The organism is Microcoleus sp. AT8-B5, assembly GCF_036705565.1.
Classification (GTDB): Bacteria; Cyanobacteriota; Cyanobacteriia; order Cyanobacteriales; family Microcoleaceae; genus Microcoleus.
In genome coordinates this window covers 173,282-192,307 of sequence record NZ_JAUBUY010000005.1, presented here as the reverse complement: position 1 = coordinate 192,307, position 19,026 = coordinate 173,282, and the positions used below count along the sequence as shown (strand labels likewise).

The following is a 19,026-nucleotide window of genomic DNA, read 5'->3' as shown; positions in this document are numbered from 1 at the left end:
CGTTACTCAACCGAAAAATTCGTAGAAACCCGGTTTCTCACCCCACCCGCGACTAATGACTCCTTAAAACAACTTTAGCCGATCGCGCAAAATTTCCGCTTGTTTTTGGGCTTCCGCCAAAGCATCCCTCGCCCCCTGAACCACATCAGGAGTAGCCTTATCCACAAACTTCTGATTAGTCAAGCGCGCCGCACTATGCTTAATTTCAGCTTCCACCTTGCTCAACTTCTTCTCTAATTTAGCACGCAAAGCCGCCAAATCCACCACCCCAGCCAGGGGAATCAATACTTGCACAGTACCGACAACCCCAGCAATTGACCCCCCTTGCCCCCCCTTACCAAGGGGGGGATTAAGGGGGGGTTCTGCATCCAAACTAGCAGTAACTGTCAGATTTTCGACTTTTGCCAAATCCTGAATGTAAACACCTCCATCTGAGATGATTTGGCGTTCTTTCTCGCTTTCGCTTTGCAAAATCGCCGTCACCTTCACACTGGGTTTGATATCAGCATCTGCCCGCAAATTGCGAATAGTGCGAATTGTACCGAACAACAACTCAAACTGCTGTTCCAAATCAGCATCAATTAGCGAGATATCAGCTTCAGGATAAGCTTGCAAAGCCAAACATTCGCCATCACCTGTTTGAGTCAGAGTGTGCCAAATTTCCTCAGTAATGTGTGGCATAAAAGGATGCAGCAGTTTCAGAATCCCTTCCAACACAAAAGCAAAAGTTTGCTGTGCCATTTTCTTAGAATTTGGTTCAGCATCCTGTTGCAAGCGAGACTTGACTAACTCAATATACCAGTCACAGAAATCGCCCCAAATAAACTCATAAAGTCCCTTCGCCGCTTCCCCCAAACCGTAATTTTCCAAACAATTGCGGCTTTGCTGCACAACTTGATTGTAGCGAGAAAGAATCCAGCGATCGCACAATTCCAACCCTTCCTCTCTCCCCCCCTCAACAAGGGAATCTTCTTCTCTCCCCCCCTCAACAAGGGAATCTTCTTCTCTCCCCCCCTTAGTAAGGGGGGGTTGGGGGGGGTAAGGAATTCCCAATTGTTGCGGCGTCTGTCCCTCCAAATTCATCATCACAAACCGCGCCGCATTCCACAACTTATTCGTGAAATTCCGGGAAGCTTCCACCGATTTCGATTCATCAGTTTTGCGATCGTACTCCATGCGAATATTTTGACCGGCCCCAACCACTTCCTTAACCAAAGTGTAGCGCAAAGCATCAGTACCGTACTTACCAATCAACAGCAGCGGATCGATACCGTTATTTTTACTCTTAGACATTTTCTGACCGTTTTCATCCAACACCAAACCGTGAATGTAAACAGTATCAAAAGGCATCTTTTCAGTAAAATGTCCTGCCATCATCGTCATTCTAGCAACCCAGAAAAAGATGATATCAAAACCTGTTACCAAAGTAGTTGTCGGATAGTAAAACTCCAAATCATTAGTTTCGTCAGGCCATCCCAGAGTTGAGAAAGGCCACAACCCAGACGAAAACCAAGTATCCAATACGTCTGGATCTCTGGCTAACTCTACGTCATTACCAAATTTAGCCGTAGCTTTTTCCTTAGCTTCAGCTTCAGTTTTCGCAACTATAAAAGGTGTCGTATCAGTAATTTCGCCGTTAGTTTCGCTAACAGCATACCAAGCCGGGATTTGGTGTCCCCACCACAATTGGCGGGAGATACACCAATCCTTCAGCTTCACCAACCAATCGCGATAAACCTTTGTCCATCTCTCAGGAACAAAGACGGGTGAGTTACTTTGATCTAATGCTTCTAAAGCACGCTGAGAAAGAGGATCTATCTTCACAAACCATTGCGTAGATATCAAAGGTTCGACCGGAACCTTGCCGCGTTCGCTGTAGGGAACAGTATGCTTATAATCTTCTATTTTAACCAAAACCCCGTCAGTTTCTAACCGCTGCACCACATTTTTCCGGGCAACAAATCGGTCTTGTCCTTGGAACTCTCCGGCATTTTCATTTAAAGTGCCGTCCTTATTCATGATGTTAATAAACGGCAAATTGTGACGCTTACCCATCTCGAAGTCATTCGGATCGTGGGCGGGTGTCACCTTGACACAACCAGTTCCGAAAGTCGGATCGACAAACTCATCAGCAATGATGGGAATTTCGCGATTTGCGATCGGCAAAGTGACAGTTTTACCGATAAGATGCTTGTAGCGATCGTCCTGTGGATTCACCGCCACCCCAGTATCCCCCAACATCGTTTCCGGCCGAGTCGTCGCCACCTCCAAATAACCAGAACCGTCCGTCAAAGGATAGCGGAAATGCCACAAATGGCCCTCAACTTCCTGTTGGTCTACCTCCAAATCCGACACAGCAGACTGACTAGCCGGACACCAATTCACCAGGTAATTGCCGCGATAAATCAGCCCCTCATCGTACAGGCGGACAAACGCTTCTAAAACCGCAGCGGATAAGCCTTCATCCATCGTAAAGCGTTCACGCGACCAATCAACAGACACGCCCAAACTGCGTAATTGATTAGTAATAGTATTGCCCGATTCAGCTTTCCACTCCCAGGCCCGTTCCAAGAATTTTTCTCTACCTAAATCGTGGCGAGTTTTGCCTTCTGCTTTGAGTTGCTTTTCCAGAATAGTTTGAACTGCGATGCTAGCATGATCCGTTCCCGGCAACCACAGGGTATTGCGTCCAGTCATGCGGTGATAGCGGACGAGGACATCAATCAGCGTCTCTTCAAAAGCGTGTCCCATGTGGAGGCTGCCGGTGACGTTGGGCGGCGGGATAACTACGCAGTAAGGTTCGCCACCTTTTTCGGGGTCAGCTTTGAAGGTTTGGTTGTCTTCCCAGTATTTTTGCCACTTGGCTTCGGTGGCTTGGGGGTCGTATTGGGGGGGTAGGTTTGCGGTCATTGGCGAGAGGGTGCAGGTTTTATATATAAGATTGTGCCACAGCGGGGGGAAGAGAAGAGGTTTGAACCGCAGAGGGCGCAGAGGCAGAGGGAAGAGCGATATTCCAGGCGGGGCGGGTTTACGTTAAAATCAAGGTAAAATTAAAAGGTTTGATGGGATTATGAATGTAGCAGCACTTCGACATCAAATCGATCGATGGCTCGATCGACTTTCTCCAGAACATCTGGCATTAGTTGCGAGTTTTATAGAGTTTCTAAGCCAAAAGCAACGTCAGGGGGTAATCATTTCGCCAAATAATCTGCCAGAGGTTTTCTCAGCAGAAATCCAAGAGATGCCTCCTGCTAATTCTTTTAGTATTCCAGAACCCTCAGAAATTGACGGAGAGAACCAATCTAAAGCAGCGCTTATACAAGATTTTCGGCAAGCTTGGCACGAAGCCATGACTGGGCAAACCATTTCGGTTGCTCAAATGTGGGAAGGAATTGAAAATGACTGACTTGCCCTTAATTCAAGTTATAGTTTCACCAACCTTCAATCGCAATTTACGCACTCTTGCAAAAAAATACCGCAGCATTCGCAATGATATTCAACCCATTATCGAACAACTCACACGGGGAGAACTGCCAGGAGATCGAATTGCTGGAGTGGGTTATGCAGTCTTCAAGTTGAGAGCCCGAAATAGCGACACTCAAAAAGGTAAAAGTGGTGGATACCGTTTAATTTACTACGTCCAAACAGCAACGGGAATCATTTTGCTGACCCTTTACACCAAATCCGAACAAGTCGATATTGCAGCAGAGGATATTCAGAACATTATTACAGAATACGAGCAGCAGCAGAGCGAAGATCGAGAGGATATCTAAGAGTTGGGGAATCTTGCGCCGTCGAATATGAGGTTTCGACATCTTCAGTGGTTAAATCCTTTTAATATCTTATTTGACATAAATTCCTAATCCAAAACCTGCCTTCTCTGGGAGAAAGCCACGATTCTGCAGAGAAACCGATTTTCTTTTTGCCTTAGTCCTACTGGTAAAACAAATTGCAATAATTAAGAATCGCAATGAATAACAGTTATCAAACTCCAGGAATTGCGTTTTTTGTTCTCAAACTTAAACAAAAGTTTCTAGTTTGTAGGCCTGGTTTAACATAGTTTAGCAACACGGGCGACTGCTATATGTCGATTATTTCACTTCCTTATAATCCACCCCATAACTCGTATCTCTCCCCGACAAATACGTCGTTTTCCCCGTTAAAGTCTCCAGAGTTTTTTTCGTTTCAGCCGAAGTAATCGAATTCAGCGGCACGCCGAACTTGCTAGCCAAACCAGCCGCCACGCCCACACCTTGTCCTTGATAAATATTCACCGTCGCAATTCGCCCGACAGATACCGCCATACCGACATAACCCGACGATCGCCCGACAATGGCTAAATTATTCACTTTGCTAGCCAAAGCGCTTTCTATCCCGAAATTATACACTGGCAGCGGCGGAATTCTCGTAGATAAATGCTTGACTCCGCCCCGCATATCGAAATCGTAGGAAAAACTGCCGATCGACTTGGACGTGGCTGTTCCCCCTTTGATAATCTCCTTCCCCGTTAGCGGATCTACCACCTCGCGAACGTTCAAACTTTGCCTGATATAAATCTCGTCTGGAATAAATACTCTCACATCTTTACCCGACTTCTTTTGTAGCCAGTGTTGGAGATGTGACATTTCTTTAATCATCTCAGGAGTCGGTTTTCTGCCGTTAGCTTCCATCTTCATGATTTGGTCAACTTGGTATTTAAACAGAAACCCGTTCCAGGACAGCACATTTTTGTTATAAACGCAGACATTGCCTTTATCAAAAAAGAATCCTTTATTTTGACTAAAGGGCAGATTTCTATCTATGTGATACGCTGCTCCTATAGCTACACTTCTGATGTCGTAGCCGTCTGTATATGGCTGATAAATCGTACTCCAAAAATTCTTCAGCCAGAATTTTGTACTGGCTGGATCTTTATATTTTGTAATGCTTTCTTTAATCTTTTTTACCAAAGGCCGATTGTATAGAATGTCATCTTCTATTCTGCGGAATTCGGACATCGTTATACCTGTAATTGTCGGAACTACAGAGACTGCTAAAGTTTCATTTTTGGATTTTATATTTTGAGATTCATATCCTGTATAATAAGATAATCCGGCTTTTCTGGCTAATTCAGCGTCTTGAGTTACGTCAATAAAAGAGTTGGCTTTAATTCTTAAGCTACTGCCTTTTACTTGGGCATATTCGATTTTTTTATCTACGACGTGGGGAGTAAGAGTTGAGTTGGAAATAACTCTGACTTTTGCTGCTGAAAGCATTTGTCTGAGAGCTTGATCTGCCCTTTTTGGGTCTAAGCAAGATTCGCGCGCATTCGCTTTATCTAAGAATTCTTTAAAACATTGGGCGTAGGGTTGGCGTTGCCAATTGGGGATTTTATCTAAATCGATGTAAGCTAAACCGCCGCGGGTAAGTAAGCCGCCCAAAGGATCTCTTCCGTAGGTCGATCGCACGATCGCAACTTTGCCCTTTGGGCCTAAAGTTTTCTTCGCCCATATCGCCGCACATATCCCCGGTACTTCATCGCCATACACTACTACATCAAAGGTTTGCTCTGGTGGTTTTTTGGGAAGTACCGGAGGCGGGCTGCTGGGTTTTTGCTGCAGAGTTCCATTGTCTAAGGTGGCACTTGCTGGGTTTCTATTTGCGATATAATTTTCTATTTCTCTGAAAGGCGGATAATTAAGTAAAAGTTTTAGGGCGGCAAAGATGATTGCAATTGAAGCTAATTTCTTGAAAGTAGAGAGCATTCAGTTGACTCGTTTATAAATTTGCATTACCTGAAAGCGCAGTTCAGGGTTTACGGAGTTGAATATAGCACGTTTAGATTGTTTCGACACAGTTTTAACTTTTCCGGGAACTGTTGTTAGCGGTTTTGCCAGTGTTACTGGTTTGGGAGGGCTATTGATGAGGGTAAGGATGGTGGGTGCGATCGTATCTCAGATATCTGGTGTCGGGAAGGGCGATCGGCTACAATAATTTAAGAACAACAATTGAGTCACCTTAAACATACAGAAAAAATGGAAAAAGTTTTTGTACATCCTGAATGCCCTTTTTCAGAGAACACATTTAACCTATTGACCGATTTTTATGAAGACCCTAGATCGGATTTTTACAGGACACACAAACAAGTTTTCTTTAAATATGTTGAAAATCCCTTAAAGTATATTTTAAGCCAGGTGGAATATCTGTTACCTGATTTTATCAAAAATTATATAAATTTCAGGATTGACCAATTTGGTTCTCTCCTTCTATTCCAAGGAGTCCCATCAATATCCTACAGTGTAGCTTTGGGTCTGGGAGATATAAATTCTTTAGATTATGGGCAGTTCATGCTAAATATTGAACCTGAAAAAGTCACTTTTGGATTATACTCAAAAATAAAAAGTTTAAAAAATATAATTAACAATTATAGCTCTCAATGTAGAAGTGATTCCTGGAAAACATTGCTTGAATTATATAAGCTGCCCCATCAAACTTTTTGCGAGTTAAATCGCCACGTTCATTCTTATAATTACGTAATTGAAGACTCTAGGTTCGGAAAGAGTGAAAATTCACTATCTGTTTTTAGTTTGCTAGAAGAGATTTTTTGTTGGCAAGAAATACCCAAGAATTTATTAATCACACCTAAAGTCAATAACATTAAGGTTGCTGTCTCACTAGAATCATCAGAGGTATTAGGATATTCTGCTAAACAGTTAATCGCAAAAATAGCACAAACATTTAAAAAAATATTTCCCTTGTTTTTATTATTTAATCTTTATGAGAATGACTTATCTGTGCTGGTAAATGAATATTTTTTATTATATAAAAAAGAATTTAATCAAGCCTACCATTTCGAAGAAATTTCGGAGCTAACTGGTTTTCAAACATCTGAAATTAACCGCTGGATACGCACCATTAACCGCAAGCAACAAGCCATCATTCAAGGCCCGCCCGGAACCGGAAAAACCTTCCTAGCTCAAAAACTCGCCCAATACTTAATCGGTGGCGGTGACGGCTTTTCAGACATTATTCAATTTCATCCAGCTTATACTTATGAAGACTTCATTCAAGGCATCCGTCCGCAAAGTCAAGATGGAGGATTAACTTATCCCCTAGTTCCCGGCAGATTCCTAGAATTTTGCAAACAAGCCGAAGCCCGTGAAGACACTTGCGTTCTCATTATTGATGAAATTAACCGTGCAAATTTATCTCAGGTATTTGGAGAATTAATGTATTTGCTGGACGATCGCGATCGCACTGTTAAACTAGCCAGCGGCCAACAATTTACAATACCTAAAAATGTCTGCATCATCGGTACAATGAATACGGCCGATCGCTCTATAGCCTTAGTTGATAACGCACTCCGCCGCCGCTTCGCATTTATCCCCCTATCTCCTAACTATAAAGTCTTGCGTCACTATCACAAAACATGGCAAACAGGTTTTCCCATTGCTAGATTAAATCGCTTAATTGGTATTTTAAAAGATATAAATGTGGCAATTAACAACAAACACTATGAACTAGGCATCTCCTTCTTTTTGACAAAAACCTTAGCTGAAGATATCCAAGATATTTGGCAAATGGAAATCGAGCCATACCTCGAAGAATACTTCTTTGATAACCTGGAAAAAATGGATGAGTTTCTCTGGGATAATATCAAGACAAAATTGGGCTATTGACAATCTAACGCCGTCATTAACGCCGAGACAGTGGCCTGCATCCACCACAATTATGAAACCAGAATCCAGACGAATTATCGAACTTACAGAATATCAATTAGCAATTTTTGAACAAGACTCAATCCCCGAATCAGTAGGACAGAAAATATACCATAATTATGCCAAGGAAATCGAGATAGAATTTCCCAACTTTAAAACAAAATATCAATGGCACTTAAAATCTAAAGGCAGAGTTGGCAACATTCCCATCACTCCAGAATTTCACATCGCCATCCGCCCCAAGGTTCCCATAAACAACCTCTTCGGAATGCTTGACTATGCCTACAACCTTAAGATAAAATTTCCCCAAGGGTCGATTCAGTGCCAATCTTTACAAGAAACTTACGAGAGATTAGCTAACATTCTTGCCCAAAAAATTATAGAACGCTGTCGCAAAGGATTATATCGCGATTACTTATCCAAAACAGAAAGACTCGCCTACATTCGCGGCCGTGTCGATTTGCGGTCAGCCCTGCAAAAACCTTGGGATGTTAAACTAAAATGCCACTATAACGAACAAACAGGCGACATCGAAGACAATCAAATACTCGCTTGGACACTTTTCATCATTGGCCGCAGCGGTTTCTGCCGTGAATCTGTTTCATCCACTGTGCGAAAAGCCTTTCACGCACTCCAAGGATTTGTTACATTAAAACCTTTTAAATCCGAAGCTTGTATTGATAGAAATTATCATCGTTTGAATCAAGATTATCAACTTTTACACGCCTTATGTCGATTCTTTTTAGATAACACAGGGCCGAGTCACGAAACTGGCGATCGCGAAATGCTCCCTTTTCTCATAGACATGGCCAATTTATATGAACAATTTGTCGCTGAATGGCTCAAAGAAAATACACCAAAAGGCTTTTTTGTCAAACAACAACACCGAGTCACACATGACCAAAACTATTTCGATCGCATTGACTTACTCCTAGGCGATAGTGAAACAAAAAAAGTCCAATACGTCCTCGATACAAAATACAAAGCTCCCGATAAAGTAGCCAATAATGACATTCATCAAATAGTTGCTTACGCAAATGCCTTAAATTGCCAAAATGCAATTCTCGTTTACCCGCAAGACCTCACAACGCGACTAGACATAAAACATGGCGCTATCCGAGTTCGCAGTCTAACTTTTTCCCTAGATAGCGACCTGAATGAAGCCGGAAAAACCTTCTTAACCTCTCTACTTCCAAACACCCTCCCCTAACTCTACTCTGCGCCCTCTGCGCCCTCTGCGGTTCATTTCTCCACAAAAAAAGAGGCGCAATTGCGCCTCTCAAATCTTTCATGTCTGCGTTCTAAACACTCATAGCCACTTTCGCTTCTTTCGCAGTCAACTTCTCGTAAGTCGCCCGCATCTTCAATCCGACTAACACTTGGAACAAACCAGTTCCATTGTTAGAACCAGGATATTCGCGGTGCTGGAGCAACAGGTGAGTTAACTCGCCTTCATACTTCGCAGAAGTCTTGCTCAAATGGCTTTCGATGTAAATAACTTCTTCGAGATTCTCGAATTGACCATCTACTTCCAAAATCGAGACTTCGTGACCGTAGAAAGCATCTGGCCCGTAGTACATCTTAATTCCGGGATAGGAACAAGTCAGCTTGCGGCCGCAAGGAACCCAGTTAATTGTTGAACCTTCGTCAAACAAATACGCAGGCTCGAAATTGGCGATGCCTTCGCGCTGGATCATCTGCACGCGCAGAACTTTCCGCTCTTTGTCATCTTTGATCAAGTTGGTCGGCAACACTTGAATTACCACATCAGCATATTGCTTTTGCGGGTCGATGTAGGCGGTAAAATCCGGTTTGCGAGCATTGATCGCAAACAGCACGTCTTCGTAACGGTGGCCCCGTTCCGCCATGTCGCGCTGGATTTTCCAAGCAATTTTTACTTCGTCGCTGATGTCGAGGTAGACGCTGAAGTCGAGGAGCGATCGAACTCGCTCGTCGTACAGCGGATGCAGCCCCTCAATCACAATCACGTGATTCGGCTCTACCCTTTCGGGCGGGTCGATCATACCGGTTTCGTGGTTGTAGATCGGCTTGTCGATCGCGTGACCTTCTTTGAGCGCCTTCATTTGCTCGGCCATCAGGTCAAAATTGTTAGCTCTGGGGTCAAGGGCTGTAATCCCTGTTTCCTTGCGCTGCTTGCGATCGAGACTGTGATAGTCGTCAAGGCAGATTACAGTCACGAAATCTTCCCCGAACAAATCTGTCAATCGGCGTAAAAAAGTAGATTTTCCGCATCCGGAATCTCCGGCAACGCCAATTAAAACCACGCGATCCGGCTTACTGGTCATAGTTTCCCTCTAACAAAATCACTGTTTACTAACTAACTCAAGTCTAGATTCCACAAAATTTCAGCCCGCAGGTAGCGGCAAGCAGGCTTTGTGCTGCTGTGCTACCGCGATAGCATCGAGTTCTCACCAGCATACAGCAGTGAGTTGATTGCCTGCCCGGGAAGACCCAAGCAATCTTCAAGGCAAGTAATTAATAGCTTGTAAAAGTATAGTCATTTATGTATGACATGGGAGGCGTGAATCCCTCCCCTTTCTTTTTTACTTCGAGCGGATTGACCCGCCTGGGCTGAACTACGCAGCTCCCTATCCCATCGCACAAGGCATTTGGGATTGCTTGGGGCATAAGATCCTAATATCTATTAACACTAACTTTAGTAGTTGATCTTACCAGAATGCGATCGCCCACTACAAGCTCAACGTCGATAGATTTTAGATTTTAGATTTTAGATTGTAGATTGTAGAATTGACCCGTCAGTCAGCCTGGGAGTCATAAATCCAGGATCTTGTACCTGGCTGCTTTCGGTCAATAGGAGCTATTTGTTGCCCGATGCCACACTCCATCACCGATCGGCAATCAAAACGACTTATCGGGGCAGATCCCCCGATCGGGTAAAATATTGGCAGTACGCAGACAACAATAGCTATAGGTCAACAGCCGAACGCAAAGCGGGCTCGGTGAGCGCGGCGTTCGGCTAGTAGGGATTTGATACGCGAGCGATCGCAACTTCAACCTTCCCGCCGGCGTGGCGGGGCCCAAAAATTGGCGAGGCCAATTAGTCCCGATGGCCTTAAGAAAAAAGTAAATTGAGTCTAACGTCACATTCTCTTTCTTTATAACTCTGTATCGTGAAGGAAAATCAACCAATGTACAGCCCAAGCATATCTGGTGTGGCGGCCAACTCAGAATCAGGCAGCCGCATCTTTGTTTACGAAGTGGAGGGTATGCGTCAGAGCCAAGCAACTGACCAAATAAGTAACCCGATTCGCCGTAGCGGCAGCGTATTTATCTCCGTGCCCTACGATCGCATGAATCAGGAAATGCGCCGGATTGCTCGGATGGGTGGAAGAATTGTCAGCATCCGCCCCTCAAACAGCGCTCCCGAAACAAATGGCAAAGTCGCACCAGAAGCAGGGCTACAGAGTCAGAAATCTGGAGAAGAAACTAAGCCCATGACTCAAGCCAAGGAAAAAGTTCAGGTTCCTGTCAACCTCTACAAACCGGCCAATCCCTATATTGGTAAGTGCATTTCTACAGAAGAATTAGTCAGAGAAGGCGGCGACGGCACAGTTCGCCACGTCACCTTCGACATTTCTGGAGGCAATTTGCACTATCTCGAAGGTCAAAGTATCGGGATTATTCCTGATGGCACGGATAAAAACGGCAAACCTCACAAAATTCGGCTTTACTCGATCGCCTCCACCCGTCACGGCGACAACCTCGACGACAAAACAGTCTCGCTGTGCGTGCGCCGCCTAGAGTACAAAAGCCCAGAGACTGGCGAACAAGTGTTCGGCGTTTGTTCGACTTTTCTCACCGGTTTGCAACCGGGGGATGATGTCAAAATCACCGGCCCCGTAGGCAAGGAAATGTTGTTGCCCGACGACGAAGAAGCCACCATTATTATGATGGGTACCGGTACAGGTATTGCTCCTTTCCGGGCTTATTTGTGGCGGATGTTTAAAGAAAACAATCCCGATTACAAATTCAGAGGTTTAGCTTGGTTGTTCTTTGGAGTTGCTTACACTCCCAACATTCTTTACAAGGAAGAGTTGGAGCAATTGCAGCGCGAGTTCCCCGATAATTTCCGCTTGACTTATGCCATCAGCCGCGAGCAAAAGAATGTTGACGGCGGCAAGATGTACATTCAAAACCGGATTCAAGAGAACGCAGACCAATTGTGGGAATTAGTTCAAAAGCCGAATACTCACACTTATATCTGCGGTTTGAAGGGTATGGAAGGCGGAATTGATGAGGGAATGTCGGCCGCGGCTGGCAAGCACGGTGTTGACTGGGCTGGCTATCAGAAACAGTTGAAGAAAGAGCACCGTTGGCACGTTGAAACTTATTAATGTGTTACCTGATTTAATCTGATTTGTAGGGTGGGCTGAGCTCGCCCTACAATTGTTTTAAACAGTTGTTTTAAACAGTAGTGTAAAATATGAAGTAAGCTCACCGAGAAAGGGAGATCGCTGACATGACCCTAATTTCTACCCAACAACTGACCTTTAAAGAGTATCTGGACTACCAGGGAGAATCAGGTGTTTGTTATGAATTATATCGGGGCAATCTGATTGAAAGGCCAACACCTACAGCAATACATATCAAAATTTGTGAATTTTTAGTTTATCAGTTCCGGCGCTTCTTTGCAGCACACAACCTCCCGCTAGTTGCAATTGTCACTACCGCAGTCCGAACTGAGGAAAACTCTTCTCGCGTTCCTGATGTTGTGATTTGCACTCAGAGTCTGTGGGAACAAGTCTGTACCCAACCTGGTTCCGCAGTCTTGGACTTTGAAGAAAAACCGCTGTTAGTTATCGAAGTTACCAGTCAAAATTGGCGGGACGACTACATTCGCAAACGGGCAGAATATGACTTAATTGATATCCCTGAATATTGGATTGTAGACCCCAATTTACTAAAAATACGAGTGTGTAGCCGTCCAGAAAATGAAGGCAGTTATTCTCACCAGGAATTTTTGCCGGGACAGCAAGTTCAGTCTGTACAGTTCGCTGAATTTATTTTATCGGTTAATCAAGTGCTATCTCCGCCGCTAGTAGAAGATTTAATTCGAGAAGAAGAAGCACAGCGACAGCAGCTAGAACAGCAAAATCAGGAACTAGAACAGCAAAATCAGCAGCTAGAACAGCAAGTTAATGCAGAACGCCAGCGGGCCGAAAGATTGGCCCAGCGACTCCGAGAAATGGGGGTAGACATGGATTCAGAACTGTGAATTGTCATCTCAAATTAGATCCCCGACTTATTAAAGAAGTCGGGGATCTGGATATTGAGCTTACTTAAATGACAAATTGCTTGATTAGCATACAATGATTGTAGGTTAATTGAGTTTCTACGGGTCAAAGTCGTGGCTTTCAAAATTGGTTTGTTAGGTTTGGGTACAGTTGGCGCGGGAACAGCAGAGATTTTGCTCTCCCCAGATGGCCGCCATCCGCTGTTGCAGGAATTGGAAATTTATCGGGTGGGAGTGCGCGATATTTCTCGAACTCGGTCTTTACAATTGCCAGAAAATGTGCTGACAACTGACCTAGAAGCGATCGCAACTGACCCGGAAATTGATATTGTAGTAGAATTGATTGGCGGATTGGAACCGGCGCGATCGCTCATTTTACAGGCTATTGCCAGCGGCAAGCACGTCGTCACTGCCAACAAAGCAGTTATCGCCCGCTACGGGAATGAAATCTTCGAGGCCGCCAACAAAAAAGGCGTTTACGTAATGCTAGAAGCTGCTGTCGGCGGCGGCATTCCAGTCATTCAAAGCCTCAAACAATCTTTAGGTGCAAACCGCATTAAAAGTGTCACCGGCATCGTCAACGGCACAACTAATTACATCCTGACGCGGATGCAAACAGAAGGCGCAGACTTTGCCGAAGTGCTCGCCGACGCTCAGCAATTAGGTTATGCTGAAGCTGACCCCACAGCAGATGTAGATGGATTAGATGCTGCCGATAAAATTGCTATCTTAGCCTCGCTAGCTTTTGGCGGACGCATCAAATTAGCAGATGTTCATTGCGAAGGTATCAGAAAAGTTAGTGCGGCTGATATTGACTACGCCGACAAGCTGGGATTTGTGATTAAATTGTTGGCTATTGCTCGAGAAACCTCCCGCTACAATGGCAAGCAAGCGGAGGGAGAAAGCGAACTGCTGTCAATTCGAGTGCATCCGAGTTTTGTGCCGAAAACTCATCCGCTGGCGAGTGTTAACGGGGTTTACAATGCAATTTTAGTCGAAGGAGAGCCGATCGGGCAATTGATGCTGTACGGGCGCGGCGCCGGTGCGGGCCCAACAGCTAGCGCAGTAGTATCAGACATCATGAATGTCGCGGCTATCCTGAAAACCGAAACTGTTCCGATTCCCCATCCTTTGCTGAGTTGCAGTCACCAACACTACTGCAAAATTGCTCCGATGCAGGAACTTGTTACTCGCTTTTACGCCCGTTTTCTGACGGGCGATACTCCGGGGGTAATTGGCCAACTCGGCACTTGTTTCGGCAACCACAAAGTTAGTTTGGAATCAGTTGTGCAGACGGGAATTCACGGCGATTTAGCAGAAATTGTCGTCGTGACTCACGATGTTAGGGAAGGGAATTTTCAACAAGCACTCGATGAAATTCGCGCGATGGAAGCAGTCGATAGTATTGCTAGCACGTTGCGAGTTTTGTAAAAGTGATTTGCTAGGGGCGGGTTTTACATAGAATATTTGCTAAGAATTGATAATCTATAAAACCCGCCCGAACCGAACCAGATATCATCATGTACCGGGTGCTTGTAGGGGGGGGGTTTACAAACAATAATTCCCTGAAACAAACAATCTCAAAAACCCACCCGAACCCAACCATAAATCATCATGTACATTTTCCGATGTGATGCAAATTTCGGGTTGACGTAGGTTATCGGTGGTGGGGGGCGGGTTTATCTAGATTGTCGGTCATCGTTAGATATGGTTGGTGAACCCGCCCCTACCAAATCTGGGTAAAGGTATTTTGCAAAAATACCGGGTTTTCCCCCCACAATCAGTTAGAAATGAGATTTGGGATGAAAATAACAAAATCAGATTTTGTCGATCGCCAAACGGGAAGGCATTTGCTAGATTCCCTGTATGAAAAGTTTGCTAAACCCCAACTGCACGATACTTTTAAACCCAATAATCCTTCAATTTACATTCGGCACGGGGAAGGGCAAGTTATTGATGGAAATTATATCATAGAAAAAGTGTTTGAAGACTCTCGGACGGGTTTTTATGCTGAAAGTCGCGTTCCCATTTCTGGCAATAACCCACCTGTTTTAGTGATTCGCGGCTACGGTTCTTGGTATCCTTTCGATCGCGTTTTGGAAGATACGCCCGATGTATTTATGGCAAAACTAGAACGCCAGTTAAAATCGGCGCAAACTGCGGGTGCTATTGATTGGATCAAGCAGCAATTTCACAGCGGGAATCCGCCTGATGTCATCGGAGAAAGTTTGGGCGGCAAAGTTGCTCAGCAAATAGCAGCAAAATACCCGGATTATATTAGATCCACTGTAGTTTTTAATTCTTTGGGCGTTTCGGAAAAGTTAGCTAAAACTTCCACGGCTAACAATGTTTTTCACTACTTTACTTTAGGCGAAAGGTATGCTTTCTGGGCAAATGAAGGTGATTACATACCGGGAACGATTTTTGTGATTTCCCAAAAGGGTAACAACTGTTGTTATAAAATCGAAGAGGCGATCGTCCGAATGGCGCGTTTTGAAGGCAAGTTTCTCAAAAGGCGCGCGATTGTGGCAATATTGGCTCAGTTGCTGTTGCTAAACAGACACAATGCGATCGTCCTCAACAAACGGCGGCCAGTAGTCGTTGAGATCGATCGCACTCAATTGCAAGTTTTCCGAAAAAAGCGCTTTGTTTAAACTCAGACAGAATGGCTTCAGGCCGCAGATGGCTGGTTTTCCCGCGCTGCGACTGCAGGAAGCAGACAAAGTGCTGCGATCGCTATTAGCAAAATTGTAACATCTCGATCGCCAAACAAGCATCTAAATCTAGCTGCGTGCATCTGCGGTTAATAATTCTCTGTTAAAAATTCTACACAAATTCTCCCTTAGCAACCATCACCACCTTACCGCCCACCAAAACTGCTATTTCCCCTTCATTTTGGGCGGCTTGTAACAACAGCAAAGAAGGTCGATCGATTTCATAACCCTGCTCAACTCTGACATCAATCTTTGCTGACCCATAATAAGCGTATTCTACCAAATATCCAGCCAAACAGCCGTTAGCGCTGCCAGTCGCCGGATCTTCAGGAATCCCTAATGAATGGGCAAAAACTCGCACGCTTAAATCATTAATGTCGCTGTAAGTTTCTGGGCAAAATATCAAAATTTCTTTCGCTGACATTGTATCAACTAGCTCAAAATATTTATCTAAGTTGACCTGAGCTTTTTTGAGCGAAGCGAGAGTTTTTAATGGGACAATTATAAACGGCACTCCGGTCGAAACTTCTTGAATTGGGAAGTTGGAATCAATTTCATCTGGTTCTAAATTCAGGACATTTGCCAGACTTTCGGCTGATAAAACTTGACCAAAACTAGGCGGGTTTTGTCGCATCCACAAAATCTCTGCCGATTCATTTTGATAATTAAAAGTAACGGGAATTTGACCGACGGCTAGATTGAGAATTACTCGATCGACCTTTTCGCGAATAATCTCTTGCTGCAACACAAACGCAGTCCCCAAAGTCGGATGACCGGCAAAGGGCAATTCCTTCTTGGGCGTGAATATCCGCACGTCATAGCCGCCATCTCGCGGATCGGGCGATCGAATAAACGTAGTTTCTGAATAATTGATTTCCCTCGCTATCTGTAGCATTTGGGCCTCAGATAGTTCGGCAACTCCCGCACCGCAAAATACAGCTAGTTGATTGCCAGCATATTTTGACTCCGCAAACACGTCAACTATATAAAAATTCATAATTATGCCTTTGGTAAAAGTCTATAACTGATATGTTACATCGATCGCAAGACAGCCGTTAAAATAACAATAAAAACATAGGAGTAATCGCCGTGAGCGTCACGACTGTAAAATGGACGGTTGCAGACTACCACCGCATCATTGCAGCCGGCATTCTGGAAGGGCGAAACGTTGAATTAATAGGTGGAGAAATAATCGAAATGGCTCCCGAAGGAGAATCTCATGCTTACTCTAGCGATGAGGCTGGAGAGTACCTAATTTATTTGCTGGGCGATCGGGCTAAAATCCGCCAAGGTAAACCGATTATCTTGCCCCCAAGCAACTCCGAGCCACAACCCGATATCGCTGTAATTCAACGTTTGGGACAAGATTACCGAGAACATCATCCCTATCCAGAAAACATCTTTTGGCTGATAGAATACTCGGATCATACTCTTAGCAAAGACTTGGGAATCAAGAGCAAGATTTACGCGGAAGCCGGCATTTCTGAGTATTGGGTTGTCAATTTGCGAACTAGGGAATTAATAGTATTTCGAGAGCCTACCAATGAAGGATATCAATCGAGAGAAACTCTGACTCAGGGTAATATTAATCCGCTGGCTTTTCCTGATGTTGCAGTTTCGGTCACTCGAATATTAGGGGCTTAGGTAAATTGGACAATAATGCAATAATTACTGCTGTTTTCTTGTTACCAGGCAGAGCCTGGTAACACAGATCCAGAGGCTCCGCCTCACTATTTCAAACAGCGAATTGCTTCCAACATTCCCCTGGCTTTATTGAGCGTTTCTTCGTACTCCATATCCGGGTTAGAATCAGCCACCAAACCAGCACCTGCTTGCACAGAAACCGAATGTTTGTCACCACCTAAAGAACGAACAACCATAGTCCGAATCGCGATCGCACTATTCAATTGTCCCTCAAAATCATAATACCCGTAAACCCCAGAATACGGCCCCCGGCGACAACCTTCCAACTCGTGCACAATCTCCATCGCCCGAATCTTAGGAGCACCGCTAACCGTACCCGCAGGAAAACCAGCTTTCAACAAATCCCAAGCTGTCTTATCCTGGGCCAATTCTCCCACCACATTGCTCACAATGTGCATCACGTGAGAATAACGCTCAATTTCCATTAATTCGTCAACTTTTACAGTACCGTTTCGGCAAACTCTTCCTAAATCGTTCCTGCCCAAATCAACTAACATGACGTGTTCCGCAATTTCCTTCGGATCTTGCAGCAATTCAGCAGCCAAAGCATCATCTTCTTGAGGAGTTTTACCCCGACGGCGAGTGCCGGCAATGGGTCGCAAAGTTGCTATCTTTTTGCCATCAGCAGTATTTTCCGCCTTCACCATAATTTCGGGACTCGAACCGATAATCTGCCAATCTCTGAAATGAAAATAAGCCATGTACGGAGAAGGATTAATCAGACGCAAAGAGCGGTAAAGTGCAAAAGAATCGCCACTGTATTCAGCCTCTAGTCGCTGCGAAATAACTACTTGAAAAATATCTCCGGCTTTGATATAATCCTTAGCTTTTAAGACATTGGCACAATACTTTTCACGGCTAATATTGCTCGTGTAAGCCAATTCTGTATTTCCGGTTGTGGAACGGGCATCTTGCCCGTCCTTATCTCTTGTGGAACGGGCATCTTGCCCGTTATTGGGAGGTGTCCATTCTATGAGAGTAGATTGGCGGGAAAGCGGCGATTGCAGCTTCTGAACTAGCTTGCCAACGCGATCGCACGCTTGCTGATAAGCATCGGCCAAATCAACGCCAACCTCCCGCAAATCCGCATAGGCGACGACCCAAATTTTCCGCTTCACCTGGTCGAAAATCAGCAAATTATCAACCTGCATCCACAACCCATCCGGCAAATCATTCTCGCTGGCTGGATGCACGGGAACTCGCGGTTCTATCCACTTAATTAACTCGTAACCCCAAAAACCAAATAACCCGCCAATTCCCGGCGGTAACTGCGGCAATTTGACCGGTTGATAAGACTCCAAACATTCAGTTAAAGCCGCAAACGGATCGCCTGTAAATACTTTTTCGGAACCGTCGCGGTAAACTTGAGTTGTGCGAGATCCCTTAGCCTCCAAAATCCACAACGGATCGCACCCTAAGAAACTATAACGCCCAAGTTTTTCCCCACCTTCCACTGACTCCAGCAGAAAACTGTAAGGTTGACCCGCACAAACCCGATACCACGCAGACACCGGCGTATCCAAATCAGCAACCCATTCTTGATACACGGGTACAAAATTGCCTTGTTTCGCCAGTTCCGAAAATTGTGAGAAATCGGGGAATATCATATATATCAGAAGGAAGAAGGAAGTTCGGC

General features: G+C 44.7%; 16 protein-coding genes. 10 read left to right on the top strand and 6 right to left on the bottom strand.

Going from position 1 to position 19,026, the window contains the following annotated elements:
* Positions 1-63: 63 nt before the first annotated feature.
* Positions 64-2,910 carry a valine--tRNA ligase gene (locus QUB39_RS05990; RefSeq protein WP_333056668.1) on the bottom strand — a complete coding sequence of 949 codons (2,847 nt, stop codon included), beginning with the start codon at positions 2,908-2,910 and terminating at the stop codon, positions 64-66.
* A gap of 160 nt (positions 2,911-3,070) precedes the next feature.
* Here QUB39_RS05990 and QUB39_RS05985 point away from each other — a divergent pair, with 160 nt between their 5' ends.
* The gene (locus QUB39_RS05985; protein WP_333056669.1) at positions 3,071-3,406 is read left to right on the top strand and encodes a hypothetical protein; all 336 of its coding nucleotides are present in this window, start codon (positions 3,071-3,073) and stop codon (positions 3,404-3,406) included.
* Positions 3,399-3,773 (top strand): type II toxin-antitoxin system RelE/ParE family toxin, encoded by a 375-nt coding sequence (locus tag QUB39_RS05980; RefSeq protein WP_333056670.1) that lies wholly within the window; start codon positions 3,399-3,401, stop codon positions 3,771-3,773. The genes QUB39_RS05985 and QUB39_RS05980 overlap by 8 nt, the downstream gene beginning before the upstream one ends.
* A gap of 318 nt (positions 3,774-4,091) precedes the next feature.
* Here the strand turns inward: QUB39_RS05980 and QUB39_RS05975 are convergent, their stop codons facing one another.
* Positions 4,092-5,744: an FAD-dependent oxidoreductase gene (locus QUB39_RS05975; protein WP_333485029.1), complete on the bottom strand. Its 1,653-nt coding sequence runs from the start codon at positions 5,742-5,744 to the stop codon at positions 4,092-4,094.
* A gap of 58 nt (positions 5,745-5,802) precedes the next feature.
* Here QUB39_RS05975 and QUB39_RS05970 point away from each other — a divergent pair, with 58 nt between their 5' ends.
* The 3 genes from QUB39_RS05970 to QUB39_RS05960 are packed head-to-tail and all read left to right on the top strand — an operon-like array spanning position 5,803 to position 8,907.
* Positions 5,803-5,973, top strand: coding sequence for a hypothetical protein (locus QUB39_RS05970; protein WP_333056672.1), 171 nt, complete (start codon positions 5,803-5,805; stop codon positions 5,971-5,973).
* A 41-nt stretch (positions 5,974-6,014) separates the two neighbouring features.
* Positions 6,015-7,658, top strand: coding sequence for an AAA family ATPase (locus QUB39_RS05965; RefSeq protein ID WP_333485028.1), 1,644 nt, complete (start codon positions 6,015-6,017; stop codon positions 7,656-7,658).
* A gap of 52 nt (positions 7,659-7,710) precedes the next feature.
* Positions 7,711-8,907: a 5-methylcytosine restriction system specificity protein McrC gene (locus QUB39_RS05960; RefSeq protein ID WP_333485027.1), complete on the top strand. Its 1,197-nt coding sequence runs from the start codon at positions 7,711-7,713 to the stop codon at positions 8,905-8,907.
* A gap of 91 nt (positions 8,908-8,998) precedes the next feature.
* Here QUB39_RS05960 and QUB39_RS05955 read toward each other — a convergent pair whose 3' ends face one another.
* The gene (locus tag QUB39_RS05955; protein ID WP_333056675.1) at positions 8,999-10,003 is read right to left on the bottom strand and encodes a phosphoribulokinase; all 1,005 of its coding nucleotides are present in this window, start codon (positions 10,001-10,003) and stop codon (positions 8,999-9,001) included.
* 864 nt (positions 10,004-10,867) lie between these two features.
* Between QUB39_RS05955 and petH the strand changes: the two genes are divergently transcribed.
* The 4 genes from petH (at position 10,868) to QUB39_RS05935 (ending at position 15,626) form a co-directional block, all read left to right on the top strand.
* Positions 10,868-12,073 (top strand): ferredoxin--NADP reductase, encoded by a 1,206-nt coding sequence (gene petH / locus QUB39_RS05950; RefSeq protein ID WP_333056676.1) that lies wholly within the window; start codon positions 10,868-10,870, stop codon positions 12,071-12,073.
* A gap of 125 nt (positions 12,074-12,198) precedes the next feature.
* Positions 12,199-12,954, top strand: a complete 756-nt coding sequence (locus QUB39_RS05945; RefSeq protein WP_333056678.1) for a Uma2 family endonuclease — start codon at positions 12,199-12,201, stop codon at positions 12,952-12,954.
* A gap of 132 nt (positions 12,955-13,086) precedes the next feature.
* Positions 13,087-14,403, top strand: coding sequence for a homoserine dehydrogenase (locus QUB39_RS05940; protein ID WP_333208217.1), 1,317 nt, complete (start codon positions 13,087-13,089; stop codon positions 14,401-14,403).
* 371 nt (positions 14,404-14,774) lie between these two features.
* Positions 14,775-15,626, top strand: a complete 852-nt coding sequence (locus tag QUB39_RS05935) for an alpha/beta hydrolase (RefSeq protein ID WP_333056680.1) — start codon at positions 14,775-14,777, stop codon at positions 15,624-15,626.
* A gap of 17 nt (positions 15,627-15,643) precedes the next feature.
* Here the strand turns inward: QUB39_RS05935 and QUB39_RS05930 are convergent, their stop codons facing one another.
* Both QUB39_RS05930 and QUB39_RS05925 read right to left on the bottom strand, forming a co-directional pair.
* Positions 15,644-15,769, bottom strand: coding sequence for a hypothetical protein (locus tag QUB39_RS05930; protein WP_333056682.1), 126 nt, complete (start codon positions 15,767-15,769; stop codon positions 15,644-15,646).
* A gap of 29 nt (positions 15,770-15,798) precedes the next feature.
* A complete protein-coding gene (locus tag QUB39_RS05925; protein WP_333056683.1) occupies positions 15,799-16,683 on the bottom strand; it encodes a PhzF family phenazine biosynthesis protein in 885 nt (294 codons plus the stop codon).
* A 92-nt stretch (positions 16,684-16,775) separates the two neighbouring features.
* Here QUB39_RS05925 and QUB39_RS05920 point away from each other — a divergent pair, with 92 nt between their 5' ends.
* A complete protein-coding gene (locus QUB39_RS05920) occupies positions 16,776-17,330 on the top strand; it encodes a Uma2 family endonuclease (protein ID WP_333208218.1) in 555 nt (184 codons plus the stop codon).
* Positions 17,331-17,416: 86 nt separating this feature from the next.
* Here the strand turns inward: QUB39_RS05920 and trpE are convergent, their stop codons facing one another.
* A complete protein-coding gene (gene trpE, locus QUB39_RS05915; RefSeq protein WP_333054695.1) occupies positions 17,417-18,997 on the bottom strand; it encodes an anthranilate synthase component I in 1,581 nt (526 codons plus the stop codon).
* Positions 18,998-19,026 lie beyond the last annotated feature (29 nt).

Excerpts from the sequence above, each read along its gene's own strand:
- QUB39_RS05965 (WP_333485028.1), top strand. The coding sequence starts at position 6,015 with ATGGAAAAAGTTTTTGTACATCCTGAATGCCCTTTTTCAGAGAACACA.
- QUB39_RS05975 (WP_333485029.1), bottom strand. The coding sequence starts at position 5,744 with ATGCTCTCTACTTTCAAGAAATTAGCTTCAATTGCAATCATCTTTGCC.
- QUB39_RS05960 (WP_333485027.1), top strand. The coding sequence starts at position 7,711 with ATGAAACCAGAATCCAGACGAATTATCGAACTTACAGAATATCAATTA.
- QUB39_RS05945 (WP_333056678.1), top strand. The coding sequence starts at position 12,199 with ATGACCCTAATTTCTACCCAACAACTGACCTTTAAAGAGTATCTGGAC.
- QUB39_RS05990 (WP_333056668.1), bottom strand. The coding sequence starts at position 2,910 with ATGACCGCAAACCTACCCCCCCAATACGACCCCCAAGCCACCGAAGCC.
- petH (WP_333056676.1), top strand. The coding sequence starts at position 10,868 with ATGTACAGCCCAAGCATATCTGGTGTGGCGGCCAACTCAGAATCAGGC.
- QUB39_RS05925 (WP_333056683.1), bottom strand. The coding sequence starts at position 16,683 with ATGAATTTTTATATAGTTGACGTGTTTGCGGAGTCAAAATATGCTGGC.
- QUB39_RS05935 (WP_333056680.1), top strand. The coding sequence starts at position 14,775 with ATGAAAATAACAAAATCAGATTTTGTCGATCGCCAAACGGGAAGGCAT.
- trpE (WP_333054695.1), bottom strand. The coding sequence starts at position 18,997 with ATGATATTCCCCGATTTCTCACAATTTTCGGAACTGGCGAAACAAGGC.
- QUB39_RS05980 (WP_333056670.1), top strand. The coding sequence starts at position 3,399 with ATGACTGACTTGCCCTTAATTCAAGTTATAGTTTCACCAACCTTCAAT.
- QUB39_RS05930 (WP_333056682.1), bottom strand. The coding sequence starts at position 15,769 with ATGCACGCAGCTAGATTTAGATGCTTGTTTGGCGATCGAGATGTTACA.
- QUB39_RS05955 (WP_333056675.1), bottom strand. The coding sequence starts at position 10,003 with ATGACCAGTAAGCCGGATCGCGTGGTTTTAATTGGCGTTGCCGGAGAT.
- QUB39_RS05985 (WP_333056669.1), top strand. The coding sequence starts at position 3,071 with ATGAATGTAGCAGCACTTCGACATCAAATCGATCGATGGCTCGATCGA.